The sequence below is a fragment of the Candidatus Cloacimonadota bacterium genome (assembly GCA_021734245.1).
GTDB lineage: Bacteria > Cloacimonadota > Cloacimonadia > Cloacimonadales > TCS61 > B137-G9.
In genome coordinates, this window is record JAIPJH010000033.1 from 1 (window position 1) to 14,848 (window position 14,848).

At 37.6% G+C, this 14,848-nt stretch carries 6 protein-coding genes; 5 read left to right on the forward strand and 1 reads right to left on the reverse strand.

The genetic code is table 11. The features are described 5' to 3' along the window. Nucleotides 1-232 precede the first annotated feature (232 nt). From K9N40_06685 to K9N40_06700, 4 genes are all read left to right on the forward strand, one after another. Complete coding sequence (locus K9N40_06685; protein MCF7814143.1) at nucleotides 233-2,095, forward strand: T9SS type A sorting domain-containing protein; 1,863 nt, start codon at nucleotides 233-235, stop codon at nucleotides 2,093-2,095. A gap of 424 nt (nucleotides 2,096-2,519) precedes the next feature. Next, the gene (locus K9N40_06690; GenBank protein ID MCF7814144.1) at nucleotides 2,520-5,378 is read left to right on the forward strand and encodes a M20/M25/M40 family metallo-hydrolase; all 2,859 of its coding nucleotides are present in this window, start codon (nucleotides 2,520-2,522) and stop codon (nucleotides 5,376-5,378) included. Nucleotides 5,379-5,894: 516 nt separating this feature from the next. Further along, on the forward strand, nucleotides 5,895-6,152 hold the full coding sequence (locus tag K9N40_06695) for a hypothetical protein (GenBank protein MCF7814145.1): 258 nt from the start codon (nucleotides 5,895-5,897) through the stop codon (nucleotides 6,150-6,152). A gap of 57 nt (nucleotides 6,153-6,209) precedes the next feature. Next, nucleotides 6,210-7,553 carry a choice-of-anchor D domain-containing protein gene (locus tag K9N40_06700; protein ID MCF7814146.1) on the forward strand — a complete coding sequence of 448 codons (1,344 nt, stop codon included), beginning with the start codon at nucleotides 6,210-6,212 and terminating at the stop codon, nucleotides 7,551-7,553. Between the two features lie 88 nt (nucleotides 7,554-7,641). On the opposite strand, the gene K9N40_06705 is transcribed toward K9N40_06700, so the two are convergent. Further along, nucleotides 7,642-11,553, reverse strand: coding sequence for a T9SS type A sorting domain-containing protein (locus K9N40_06705; protein ID MCF7814147.1), 3,912 nt, complete (start codon nucleotides 11,551-11,553; stop codon nucleotides 7,642-7,644). Nucleotides 11,554-11,745: 192 nt separating this feature from the next. Here K9N40_06705 and K9N40_06710 point away from each other — a divergent pair, with 192 nt between their 5' ends. Then, the gene (locus tag K9N40_06710) at nucleotides 11,746-14,844 is read left to right on the forward strand and encodes a carboxypeptidase regulatory-like domain-containing protein (protein ID MCF7814148.1); all 3,099 of its coding nucleotides are present in this window, start codon (nucleotides 11,746-11,748) and stop codon (nucleotides 14,842-14,844) included. Nucleotides 14,845-14,848: the final 4 nt, after the last annotated feature.

Below are 14,848 nucleotides of genomic sequence, written 5' to 3' on the forward strand. Positions count from 1 at the left end.
CAATAATTTTCATGGGATTATCTCTCTCAGGAATTGGCCTGGACTCTAATTTTTTGGGGGAGATTTTCCCACTATGGTATATTTGTATAGAAAATAATTAGTTAACGTAAAAAAAAGAAGGTTTTGTGTTACAGAACCGGAATTTGAAACAGGAGGAGCAGATAATTTTTCAATTTATGATATTTCCTTAAATCCTGACAATTCGCAGGAAATGTTTATCGGTTGCAAAAGCATGGCAGTTTTTAAAAGCAGCGATGCTGGCAATCATTGGGAAAGTGCAAATGAGGGAATTGCAGTTTTGTGGATAAATGATATTGCTGTAGATCCTACAAACTCCGAAAACATTATTGTCGGGTTTGAAGCGGAAAATTCCGGTGGCTGCTACATGTCTTATGATGGAGGAGACAGTTGGGAAATTGTGGAAACGCTTCCTGCGACCAGATATTCTGCTGTTGCTTTTGATATTAATGGAAATGTATTGGCATGTTCAGAAGGGCCAACCACTGTCGGGCAGGAAGGAATTTATCGTTCCACAGATGGCGGAGCAACCTGGACAGCTACAGGACCAAACCTGGGACCGAATTTTGAAACCCAGCTGTGGGATATCGAAGTTTCGCAAACCGATCCTGATCTGTATTTTATTTCGGGAAATCATTTTGGAAATGGTGGTTGGGCAGCTACGGTTTATAGAACTTATGACGGTACTGCAACAGATTGGGAAGAGGTTTACATCGGACCTGATAATTACGAAATACGTTCCATCGATCTGGCAAATTCCAACGAGCAATTTGTTTATGCCGGATATACAACTTTCAATGTAACTGGCTCCTTAATCCGAAGTACAGATCAGGGAAACAACTGGACAGATATAAATAACGGTGTTCCGCAGGATTGCTGCCGAACTTATGCTGTAGCAGTAGATCCAACCAATCCTTTAAAAGTATATGCCGGTTGCGGTGTTTATTCCAGCGGATTTCATATTCTGAAGACAGAAGATGGGGGAGATCAATGGGACACAGTTTACACAACTTCTTCCGATATCACCAGCATCATTATCGATCCTGATAATCCGGATCATCTTTATGCTGCTGCCCGAACTAATGGCGTGATAATGAGCAATGATGCCGGAATCGGCTGGCAGGATGCCAGTGATGGATTAGCTGTCGGGTCGGAACTATCACGTTTTTCCAATCCTTTCGAAGAAGATGGTGAAACAAAATTCTATTTGGGAACATACAACAGAAGTGCCTTCAAAAATACGATGGAAATATCATCACAACTCAATCCACCCAATAATGTTGTGATCGAACTGGTCAACTTCAACGATGTTTATCTCAGTTGGGAACAGCCCGATCTTACTTCTGCAACTTTGCTGGGTTACAATATTTATCGTGATGGAACAATAATTTTTTACGTTGATGATGCCAATGTCTTGGAATATTTAGTGGAAGGGCATGATGCTGGAGTTTATCAGTACTATCTTACTGCCCTTTATGATGAAGGTGTATCTTCTCCAGTTGGAAATGCTGATATAACAGTGATTCTGCCTGCTCCCACAAATGTTACAGCGACAGTGAATTGGCCGAATATCCTTATTCAATGGGATGCACCAACTGAGAGCAGATCGCTTGAATCTTATAATGTGTATCAGGATGATGTTCTTGTTGCGAATGTTACTTCTACATTTTATCTTCATCTGAATGTGCCGGCTGGAACGTGGATTTACAATGTGGCAGCAGTTTTCACAGGAGGCTGGGAAGGTGAATGGTCGGAAGATGCTGGTGTGGTTGGAAACGAACCTAATCTGCTTCCTTTGACTACTAATTTGAAAAGCAACTATCCTAACCCATTCAATCCCGAAACTGAGATCAGTTTTTCTGTATCACAAACGTCCTCGTTTGTGACTATTAAAGTCTTTAATATGAAAGGGCAGAAAATCAAAACTTTGATCAATGAAATTCTTCCAGCAGGAAACCATTCAGTTATCTGGAATGGAACAGATGATGAAAACAAAAATTGTTCCAGCGGAGTTTATTTCTACAAAATGAAGTCGGGAGATTATCAGCAAACCAGGAAAATGATCCTGTCGAAATAGTCCTTCGGAATTTCACAGGCCAGGTCCTGCTGAAATAGTCCTTCGGAATTAAGAAATCAAAACCTTGCGGATGGTCATTCGACCTCCGCAATGGTTTTTTTTTCAACCATTCGTAAAGTGTGATAGCATTCGACCTTCGCAATGGTTTTTTTTTCAACCATTCGTAAGGTCTCATAAGTTCGACCATTACGAAGGTTTCAAAAAACACTTTCTAACAATTCCTGGATGATGTTTTTCTTTTCTAAAGCAGTCGGATGCTCTGTGTACAATCAACTTTTTTGGGGAGTTGTGTTTTGCTTTCCAACAACCTCAAATTGCTGAATACACTCCACAACAGATAATGAGGGAAAAGCTGAAAGTCCCCTTTTTCCCAGCATTTATGAATTGGCACCGTTTATGCTAAAGTGTTAATAAGGGGGTAGTAATGAAAAAAACAATTCTGCTTATTTTATTTATTGTAGCAACTTCGAGTATATTTACCATGGAAAAAGATTTTTTGGTTACTTTACCAGCAGATCTAATTGTACAAAGCAACTTGTCTTTTGAGATTTATTACCAATCGCAAAAGGAAATAATCGCAAAAGTCTCTAAGAATGATTTAGAGCAATTGAATACATCAGGAATATATTTTAAAATTCTGGATGAGTTTAATGAAAATGAACAGTATTATCTTATTACTGATCTGCAAAATAAATATTGTAAATTTCCTTCCAGGTGGGGACGATCAATTTATAACTTCTCGAATTCTGAAATAATAAGCAGTAATGATTTTCCAGTAATTGAAATCAGTAAATCCAAATACGAATTTGTGAAGCTTTCTCCGCATAAATTGAAAAAGCGCAATGTAATATATTCAGGTCAATCTGAACGTTCAAGAGATCTGATCGATGATGTGATAGCAGAAGTAAATCAGGATTCGATCTCCTACATCATCCAATCTTTACAGGATTTCGATACTCGTTATGCACTGGCAGATAATCGAGATGAAGTTGTGAACTGGATACAAAATCGCTTCCTTGAGCTTGGATTTGTAAATGTGATTATTGATTCCTTTTACTGGAACAATACCTGGCAGAAAAATGTGATCGCTATCTGGGGAGGTAATATCGATCCAGATAATTATACGATCATTGGAGGTCATCATGATTCCATAACGAATATAAATCCATTAGTTTCTGCTCCCGGCGCAGATGATAATGCTACTGCCTGTGCTTCAGTTCTGGAAACAGCCCGTGTGTTAAAATCAGTAAATTATCAACCTGTTAATTCTTTGATGTTCTGCACTTTTGCAGCGGAAGAATTTGGCAAGATTGGTAGTGAGAAAATGGCTGATAGTCTAAGTGCAGAGAACTGCAAAATAAAAGGTATGGTCAATAGTGATATGATCGGTTTTAACACAAGATTGCCTGGAGATTGGATAGTATGGATCAATGAATATTCAGGTGCAGAATACCTTACAGATCTGGGAATTGATCTGATGACACAATACACAAGCCTGAACTATGGTGGTTCACTTCTAAATAATGGCGGTTCAGACAGTTACAGTTTCTGGCAGGCTGGTTACGATGCCACCTGGTATTTCGAGGATGAATTCAATCCTTATTATCACAGCGAATCCGATGTTTTAGGTAATATGGATCTGGAATATTGCACCGAGATTATTAAATTAAATACTGCCACTTTCGTTGTGCTGGATCAAAAGCCGAATTTAATCGAAAATTACAGTTTGTTTGATATTGGAAATGGAAGTGAATTGCTGTTGGAATGGAGTCCAGCTGATATGATAGATCTACTTCATTACAAAATTCATGTGGGTACGGAATCTGGAGTTTATACATCAGAATATACAACAACGGATACAACTTTCACAATTTTCGGTTTGGAAGAAGGTGTAGAGTATTTTGTGGGAGTAAATATTGAAAACACTTCTGGTGTGAGCGGAATGATTGTAGAAAGATCATGTATTCCATTATCAACACCTCAAATACCATCGGGTTTATTTGATGAACCGGCTTTGAACGCTGTTCAACTATTCTGGCAGGAAAACGAAGAACTTGATTTGTGGGGTTATAATGTCTTTAGAAGTGATGATGAAAATGGACAATTTGTGCAGATCAATCAGGAGATTGTTTTAGAGAACGAATATATTGATGATTATAACGGAACAGATTTTCAATATTATGCAGTTACGGCTGTAGATTTCGATAATAATGAAAGTGATTTATCTGAAATTATCATTTCCCGAGCTGTCACTTTGAATTCCGGTATTCTTCTCATAGATGGAACGCCTGCCGGAAACGGGAGTTATGGAAATCCATCAGAACAGGAATGTGACGATTTTTATCATACAGTTTTAGAAGATTTCAGTTTTCAGGAAATTGATCTTGAAGATATTGATCAGTTCTTTCTGAAAGATATTAGTATTTATTCTACAATTTTAATACATTTTAATAAAAATTTGACTCCCTTTTTGGGTGATACTCAGATCGATGAATTAAGAAAATACCTCGATTTTGGTGGTAACATTCTGGCTACTGCCACTAATCCATCAGATATTTTCGACCAATACTGTGTGCATCCACATAATTTTACTTATGGAAATTTTTTATTCGATTATTTTAAAATTGATCTTGTAGATTATGAAAGTTCTGGAAGGTTTTTTTATGCTGCTCCTGAACCCGGTTTTAATTATATTTCTGTAGATACCACAAAAACTTTAGTGGGATTGGAATATCACCTGACTAATGTAGAAGCTGTTCATCCAAACATAGATGGTGATCTGCTTTATTCTTATGGAAGCAATTTTACCAATAACAGCAGTTTTGGGGTGATGAATGACGAACCTGTAGCTGTGGGATATTTTGGTTCTGATTTTAAAACTGCTCTTTTCAGCTTTCCTTTTTATTACATGAACGAGCCTGAAGTGAAACTACTTGTACAATCTATTCTCATCGATCATTTTGGAGAATTTGTGCCAGAAGATCAAAACATAATCTCCCCGAAGCCAAATTGTATGTATGGAAATTATCCCAATCCTTTTAATCCGGAAACTACAATCAGATTTTCAACCACGGAGAGTACTAAGAATACAGAGATTTCTGTTTATAATATGAAAGGTCAGAAAGTGAAACAGCTTGTCAGGGGTCAGCTGTCAGCAGGTCAGCATTCAGTTGTTTGGAATGGAACCGATGAGAATAACAAACCTGTTTCTTCTGGAGTATATTTCTACAAAATGCAGGCAGATGACTTTATCAGAACCAGAAAGATGATCCTGTTGAAATAGTTCTTCAGAATTTCACAGGACAGGTCCTGCTGAAATAGAAATGTAAAAACCTTGCGGATGGTCTTTCGACCTCCGCAATGGTTTTTTTATTCAACCATTCGCAAGGTCTCATAAATTCGACCATTACGAAGGTTTTATTTTACAGCTTTCGCTTCAACTTCGGAATGTACGCAGTTCTTCCGAATGTTGAAGAAGAAACAAGCATTCAAGAAATTCTGATTCTTCAATCTAAAACCCCTCTTCGAAACTTCGTTTCTCATCTCCCCTTAACAAGGGAGAAATAAGGAATCTGATAATTAAATAAATCTTCAATCGTAAATCTTCAATCGTAAATCTTCAATCTAAAACCCCTCTTCGAAAATCGTAAATCTTCAATCGTAAATCTAAATATCAACATTCCGATGATCCCGAAATTCTTCGGGAACAATCAGAAGTTTTATTCTTGATATTAACATTTTTTAATTTTTTACTGGCATAAAAGTTGCATCCGTTTAATATTTAAATGTGAGGTGAAAAATGAAAATTAGAATATTATTGTTATTTATTGTCTCAATTGTATTCCTGAATGCACAGAATGTGTTCCTCTGGGATCGAGATGGAGACAGTACAATTATGAATCCCGAAGATCCCTGGCAATTTATCGGTGTGGAAGAGCATATCGAAAATGCGTTGATAGCCAATGGAATCACTCCGACAGTAGATTATTTTCTGCCGGATGATCTGAGTTCTTATGATATGATATTTGCTACAGCCGGCATCTGGTGTAGTGGCTGAGGTTGGACACCACCGGAACCGGTCGGTTCTGCTGATATTCAAAAACTCATAGATTTTATGGATGCTGGTGGTTCACTTTACATCGAAGCAGCTACAATTGGCTCTGCCGGATACACGAATTTTTATCCTTATTTAGGTTTAGGAAATAATTCTGTTTCGGTAGCTGGCTACAGTTTGATCGAATCAATGCACGGTGTTGATAATACTTTTCTGTCTGATCTTTCCATGCAATACATGTATGGTTCAAATTCCGATTATGGAATTGATGAGCTAGATGCAGGAAGCGCATCTCCACTGATGCAGTCTCAGGATAATAAAAATCGCGTAGTAATGTATGACGCAGGAGATTACAGAGCTATAACATCATCTATTTTCTTCAGCTCTCTGGTGGATGGAAACGATACAAAAAATGAAGTAATGGAACAATATTTAACCTTCATGGGTGGCGATCCATCGGCAAATATCTGGGTGGAAAACACAACTTTGGATTTTGATGTGCAATTTGCCGGATATCCTTCCACTGAAATTTTGACGGTATACAACACTGGCATAGAAACTCTGGAAATAACTGATATTACCGTAACCGGAGATGCTTTCAGCTACACAGGTAATACAACTTTTTCAGTTTTGGGTGGAGAAAGCACGAATCTGGAAATTGTGATGAATGCTTCCGTAACCGGAATTTACGATGGTGAAATGACCATCTACAGTAATGATCACGATCAACCAGAACTTGTCATTGATCTTTCCGGAACTTGCGTTCAACCACCTGTTATCGGTTATTCTCCCGGTAGTTTTGCGGTTACGATGAATCAAAACGAAACATTGGAACAGACACTTACGATTTCTAATAGCGGTGGTTACGAATTGGAATTTACTCTTTCTTTGCAGGAAATTATAAGAGAAGTGGACTGGCTTCAGCTTAACATTAATTCCGGTGTTGTAGATCCTGGAACGGATAATGAAGTGATACTTACTTTTGATAGTGCTGGTCTGCAGGAAGGTGCTTACGAGGCTGAATTGATCATCGATCATAACGATCCTGCTGAAGATGCTGTTATCATTCCAATTAATTTGATCGTAGAACCTTTGAATGCAAATAATATAATTTCCAATCAGAGAACGATCCTGGGAAGCAATTATCCCAATCCTTTCAATCCCACAACAACAATCGAATTCGCAGTTGATTCACCAGGCTCAGTATTAACTGAAATTAAAATTTACAATTCCAAAGGCCAGATGATAAAAACTCTGGTAAGCGATTATCTTGCAAATGGAATTCATACTGCAACCTGGAATGGAAAGAATGAAAAAGGAAGTGAAGTTCCCAGTGGAATTTATTTCTATAAAATGAAGTCGGGAGATTATCAGCAAACCAGGAAAATGATCCTGCTGAAATAGTCCTTCGGAATTTCACAGGACAGGTCCTGTTGAAATAATCTAAAAAGATATATTTTGGCTTCCTTGAGAAATCGAGGAAGCCTTTTTTTTATTTCAACAGCAAAGTTTTTATCATTTGGGAATGATCAGCTGTTTTCAGTTTGATGAAATATATTCCGGAAGCAGCTTTTTTATTGAATTGATCTGCTCCATTCCATTCGACTCGATGATTTCCAGCGGTCAGTCTTTCATTCAAAACAGTTTTAACCAGTTGTCCTTTGATATTATAAACTTCAATTTTAACATTGCTTTTTGTAGCAAGATCAAAACTTATTACAGTTTTAGGATTGAACGGATTTGGATAGGTCGAGAATAAACTGATTTGATGAACATCATTTGGAGTATTTGTAAACTCGTTTCGAATTTCTACGTTTCCCTGCAGAATTCGGTTTTGAGAAGGTGAAAAAGAATAGATGTAAACATTGTTTACAAGGTTACACCAGCTGTTACCATCCAGATTTATACTTGCATAACAATTTGCTGGCAATGAAGTTAGGTCAAACTCCATAGTAATAGAATTCATATTGGAAGGTTTCAAATAGAAATCCCATGAAACTGTATCTGCTATGCTTGCATTCAGAGATGGTTTGAATTCCTGCTGCAGTTTGCGATATGGAAATGTATTTACACCATGCTTATCAATGAGCAGTTGCATGTTATCTGCAAAAGGGGGATTCGGAGGTTCGGGAAGGTCAAATCTATGATCGAATTCTACCGAAGCCTGATTCGATGTTCCCAGAATAAGATTATCTGAATATTCCTGCGAGGCAGTAATTTCGATCTGCCAGTCAAATGGAGCAACCGAAGGATTACTATGATTGAAGGGTCGGAAATTACAGGAAAGCTCATCATTTTGCGAAGTATAAGAATAAATATAATATGATTTTCCCGGCAGCATTTTTTCTACTCTTTTATAAGCACCATTTTCAAAAGTATAAACGCCATCAGCTATTTTTCCAAGAATTACCATGTAGGGATAAGTTCTTGAATATCCATTTAAATTGAATCGCAGATCATAATAATCGTATTCACAAAGATGTGGATTCGGTATCAGATTCCATTCCGGGTGAAGATCAACGGAAATGGAATGAGTAGCTATCGGTAATGTTGATTCAAAAACAAAATCCTCAGCACTCTGCAGCCAGTATCCTTTGCCAAATTCAAAACTGCTGGTTGGCTCATATTGATAATGATCAATCTGAGAATAAATATTTGATTCATTGCCAAAAACATCTTCCACATCAAAAGGAACATCAGAATACCAGGGATTGGCAACTAACTGCCAGCCGCTCGGTCCTGAAAGTGAGTTATTGCTGGGCACAATGCCGGTTTGAGAATAACTGACCGCTTGATTGGGATTTCCTGCAAAATCGTAAACTGTCAATTCCACAGAGGCATCAAGCATCGTTATATTATCCGGAATTTGCCAGGAGTAGTTGTTGGAAGAAGGTGAAATGTGCGATGCAATGGGAAAGGTAGTTTCCGAATTTACAAGATTAAGTTCCAGCTGTTCTATCAAATTGCTGTTATATGTATTCCAGTTTATGTTCATTTCCGATCCGGCTGGAAAAAGTGTATAGGATGGGATAACCACATTTGCAGATGGATTATAACTTCCCCAACGCAGAATCAACGATTTTTCCACTTCATTTTCCAGGATGACGAACATATCACTATCTTGTAAATTTCTCACCTGCCCTGTTACAGGATCTTCCAGATAAAGATTACCACGTTCACCTGTAAAAGTTGGATCTAAACTTATCCGATAACTTTCATTAACGGTATTGGAAACAAGCCGCAAATCCCAGGAGTGAAAAAGGATCTGCATGTTTATCTCATTTTTTATATTTCTTTCCAAATGCATTCCATTAGCACCCCAATCGGGTTCATAAAAGCTGGCGAAAACATATTCCGGTAATATGCTGAAATCTTTAGTTACATCATAGTAATCATCATAATTTGAAGTCGCATAAAAATTCATCGAAAACCAGATCGTGTCCATTAGAGTTTCAGATTCATTTTTAACCGATAAATAATAAATATCTCTAGTTTTACAAGATATGTTGGAAGGTTCGAAATATTCATTCCCTTCATTATTTACATAACCCAGTTTAAATTGATAAAAACGATTATTTTCCAGATTTTCCAAAACATATTCGTAGGTCTGGTTTGGAATTGTGGAGCCCTGTAAAGCAGGATTTGTCTGCCAGCTGTCGATTAAAATTAAATCTTCATCGATAACTTGATACAAATTAAAACCCTGATTTCCAACCTGCTGTTCTGCTGTCCAGGTAATAACGGCTTCATTATCCAGGCCATAAGCATTTTGTTCAGCAATCTCTACAGGTGCAGTAAGAATGAATAATTCAGATGATTCAGCGGAGACATTTCCAGAATAATCTATTGCCCGAATTCTGAAATAATATTCCTGGTTGAGTTCCAGATCGAATATAGAATAAGAGTCATAATTTGGATCTGCGAGCAAATACCAATCATCTCTGGTATGCGAGACATAATTTGTTGGAGTTATCGGCTCGGTAGCATACATAATTTCGTATGAATAAAAATCGTAGCAGGAAACGGGTTCCCATTCCAAATTAATAAAAGTTGAATATTGATCTGATATAATAAAATCTTGTGGTGTAGCAGGAATCTCATTATCATCTGGTGGTAAGGAATTCTGTAAAGCAGCAGTCATGGCATCGATCCAGGGTGTGTAATAATCGATCGTGTTCTGGAAAAGTTCATCATAATTGAATTGCTGCAAATTGGCATCATATCCATAAAACCAGAAATACTGCTGTTCATTTTCTTCGTAGGCATTGGGAAGTTCATCCATCTCTATATGAAAAAATGGTTCAAAAACGTCGTAATTATTCCAATCATCTTTTGTATAGATCATCTGTCGATTTCCCGAATAACCAGGAAGATCAACATTGTCGTTTACAGGATAATGTCGTCCAAAATCATCATAAAAATAGAAATCATACAAATTATAATTTACTGAGTAGTAGTCATTTAAATAAACAGCCGAATGAGTTCCTATCGAATTTTCTTCCCACATCAGATGATCAGATTGATTTATGATATCATCATGCAGACTCGAAAGATCTCGAATTGGCAGATTGGGATTGCTGCTGTTGCCGGCTGAAATTTGACAGTCTGGATGATTATCGTGTCGATCCCAGTCGTAGCTGTGAATTTGGGTGGATAATTCCCTCATACTAAATTCAGATCTGATCAGATCGCAGGAAAGCTGATAAGCTCTGGTTAAGGCATGTTCTTCAATTCTGGAAGGATCGCTGAGAGATTTGGAATTACTGTAACCTCCCTGTTCTGTCCATTTCACTTCTCTGCCGGCTCCGTTTATCATCAGGAATTTTGCATCCCATTTAACGAAAGCTTCAGAAGCCATTGGCGGAACGATAAAATCGTCATTCGGATGTGGAACAGTAATTATTATTGGATTGGAAGCTGATGGATTGTAAACGTACAATCCCCAACCAAAATCAAATGAACCAACCTCATCATCGTATGTTCCGGTCGTTCCGTTATCATCAACGTAATCCAGATTCAGAAGTTCACGGATCAGATAAAAAGTTTGATTTGTTTCTATATCGTTGAATTGAACAACTTCAAATGGAAGATCTGCATTATCGATTGAATCTTGAGCTGCATCAAAATCTTGTGCCAGGAACAGAGAAAAAATACCTTCCCAAACCAGAAGAAGAGAATCGGTGGCAATTAAGAAATCTCCGAAACCATCAGTTTGATTATCGTAGGGTGCATAAAGATTATAATCTTCATTGGCAATGCCTTCCGAGATGTGCGATAGCCAATTGTCGTAAGTACAGCTTGTAGTAGTTCCATATAAAAAGTCTTTAAATTCAGCAGTTTCTTCTACAACTGCAAAACAAGGCACGATTATCAATAAAATTGCACTTACAAACAAAAATCTCATTCCATCTCCCATTTCAATTCACATTTATCACATCATTCAGTTCATTTTGTCAAATGATATTTCAAGTTTATGCAAAATAAGAACCAGTTGACTTTGCGGATCATAAAAAAAGTATTTAACTTGAATTAATGAATTTGGATGGAATAATAGTTGCATTCAATAATAAAAAAAATATAGTTAAAGGAATTATTTATGAAAAAAATAGTTATTTTATTTCTTCTTTTTATTACTCTTCCGATTTTTGCCGAAACGCTTTTCTTCGATGATTTTGAAGCTGGTTTAAATCAGTGGACAGTACAGAATAATGGCGGAACCGGAGTCTGGCAGATATGGGGAACACCATATCCAAACACTTATACATTACCTGCTCCCTCAAGTGGTAATGTTGCTTCTGCTGATGCTGATGAGGATTATCCGATCGATTGTGAATTGATAATTGCTTCTCCTCTGGATCTGATAACTTATGAAAATATCTTTATAGATTTTGATAACGATTTCAATGCTATCGACAGCGATGACTGGGCTTATGTGGATGTAAGTAACGATGGTGGTTCTACCTGGAATAATGTGATCGCCTGGAATGATGATGTTCGTGAAACTCATGAATCGGTTGATATTTCCACTTATGCATCTCTTAATTCAAACGTGTTAATTCGTTTTTATTCTATTCAACCCGGCTGGGACTGGTGGTGGGCAATTGATAATGTTGAGGTCAGCGGAAATTTGGCAATTACTTATGATAATGATCTGGCAGCAATTGCAATAGATGGAAATACGCTGGTAAATGGTGGAAATTCTGAAAACTATGATATTACTGTAAAGAATGTAGGCGTTAACACACAAAATGATTACAGTGTTAAATTATATAAAAACGGTTCTACAGAAATTGCTTCATTAGATATAACAACACCTATTGCTGCTGATGAAGAAGTGGTTCATACTTTGGTCTGGCAGATTCCTGCAGATGAACCACAGGGTACAGTTACAATTCATGGGGAAGTGGAACTTGCCGGCGATGAGAATGCCAGCAATAATGACACGAACGATCTGAGTGTAGAAGTATTTCCTCCTGGAATTGTAGAAATTCAGGTAGGAACGGGAACCGAAAATAACAACAGAACTCCGGTTTGTTTCCAATATTTGAACAGTTTAACGGAAATGCTCTATTTTGAAGATGAACTTAATTACATGACCGGAATGATAACTGAGCTTACATTTGAATATGATTTTTCGAATAATATTTCCAACAGTCCCATTTCTATCTGGTTGGGAATGACTACTCAAACAAATCTGACTTCTGGTTGGATTCCATCTACTTCTCTTGATCTGGTTTTTGACGGCACGGTAGGCTTTGCCAGTGGAACTGGAATATTGAATATCGAACTTGATACACCATATTTTTATGAAGGCAACAATCTTGTGATGATGGTGCATCGTCCCATGGATACTACCAGTTATCCCGGTTCAGATGATTTTCTGCATTCCGAAACTCCGGCAAATCTGGATAGAACCAGATATGAACGTGATAATACAATGATTCTTGATCCTGCAAGTCCACCAACTGGTTACAGCTTCGAGAAATTTCCCAATACACTTTTCACCTTCTATCAGGGAGAAATGGGGAATGTGGAAGGATACGTGATGGACGATCAGAATAATCCTCTTTCCGGTGCAGATGTAGAGATCGAAGAATTACAAATGGTTACCTATACAGACAACCAGGGTTATTACTATTTTGGCAATGTGCTGGTGGGAACGTATAATTTTACCGCAAACAAATTCGGATATTCACCTCAAACAACTCAAGCAGAAGTTCTACAGGATCAGACCATTTCAATTGATTTTGCACTTCCAGCTCTGGGAACAGTTGATGTTTCCGGCCATGTGGTAGGAAGTGACGATCCCAATACAGGCTTGGATGGAGCATTTGTAACTTTAGACGGTTTTGAATATTACGAAATTTATACCGATGCCAATGGAGATTTCACTATTTCCGGTGTTTATACCAATATTACTTATGATCTGGAAATAGATTATGACGATTATGAAACTTTGTATGATGAAGTAGAGGTTGGTGCTGTAAATCTGGATCTGGGAACAATTACTATAAATGAAATGGCATTTCCGCCGGGAAATGTTGTTGCAACCCAGAATGATCTGCAGACGGAAGCTTATCTGAATTGGAATTCTCCCGGTCAAGGTGGAGGTGAATTCCGCTACGATGATGGAACGGTTGATTTTCAGATTGGATTCAGTACTACTCCGCCAAATGGAGTTTTTGGAGCAGCTTATCCTTACATGGCTGTAATCCAGGAAGTGCAATGGTATTTAACTTCAAATTTTGGCACTCATGATGATGTGAAGATATTAATCTTGGGTTTGGATGTCAATGATGAGCCGGATGTAGATCAGGTTTACCTTTCTACAGGTCTCATCGACAACATTGATGATGAATGGAATTCGTATGTATTGGATCAGCAGATAACAGCTCTGGGTGGTTTCTTTGTTGGTGTAATTACTCCAAACGAATATACTTCGGTTGCTTTGGATGATGGTGTTGGCGAACCATGGGTTTTTCAGAGTGGAACGCAATTTTCCAATGAAAACTGGTTGGGTGGAAACACTTGGACCGATATTGGCACGATTTCATCTATGTTCCAGAAGAATATGTTAATTCGAGCATATGGTGTAAACATGGGTCACACCGATACAGCTTTTCCAATTTTTGCAAAAAACAAACCTGATACATTCAACAACAGAGAATTTGAATCTTACAATGTGTATCGCTTCCAATCTAACCTGGTCAATAATCCCGATTTATGGGATCTGGTGGGCGAAGCAATTACAGATACAATGTTCACCGATACATCCTGGGCTTCATTACCTTTGAATACATATCAATTTGCTGTTACTTCTGTTCATACGAACGGTGTGGAATCGATGCCGGCATTTTCTGCTGAATTGGAAAAAACAATTGCGGGAAGTGATCCACAGCAAATTCCTGTCAGTTCAAATGAGCTATTTGCCAACTATCCTAATCCGTTCAATCCAAATACAACCATATCTTTTAATATTTCAGATGATAATTCTGGAAATGTTATTCTGGAAATCTTCAACATGAAAGGGCAGAAAGTAAAAACTCTGTTGAATGAACAAATGGAATCTGGTTTACACTTTGCCCAATGGAATGGAACAAACGATAGACAGAAACCTGTTTCTTCTGGAATCTATTTTTATAAATTGAAAACTGAGAATTATTCAAGTACAAAGAAAATGATTCTGATGAAATAATTGA

Coding starts and splice junctions, on each gene's coding strand:
- K9N40_06685 (MCF7814143.1), top strand. CDS start 233: ATGGCAGTTTTTAAAAGCAGCGATGCTGGCAATCATTGGGAAAGTGCA.
- K9N40_06690 (MCF7814144.1), top strand. CDS start 2,520: ATGAAAAAAACAATTCTGCTTATTTTATTTATTGTAGCAACTTCGAGT.
- K9N40_06695 (MCF7814145.1), top strand. CDS start 5,895: ATGAAAATTAGAATATTATTGTTATTTATTGTCTCAATTGTATTCCTG.
- K9N40_06700 (MCF7814146.1), top strand. CDS start 6,210: ATGGATGCTGGTGGTTCACTTTACATCGAAGCAGCTACAATTGGCTCT.
- K9N40_06705 (MCF7814147.1), bottom strand. CDS start 11,553: ATGAGATTTTTGTTTGTAAGTGCAATTTTATTGATAATCGTGCCTTGT.
- K9N40_06710 (MCF7814148.1), top strand. CDS start 11,746: ATGAAAAAAATAGTTATTTTATTTCTTCTTTTTATTACTCTTCCGATT.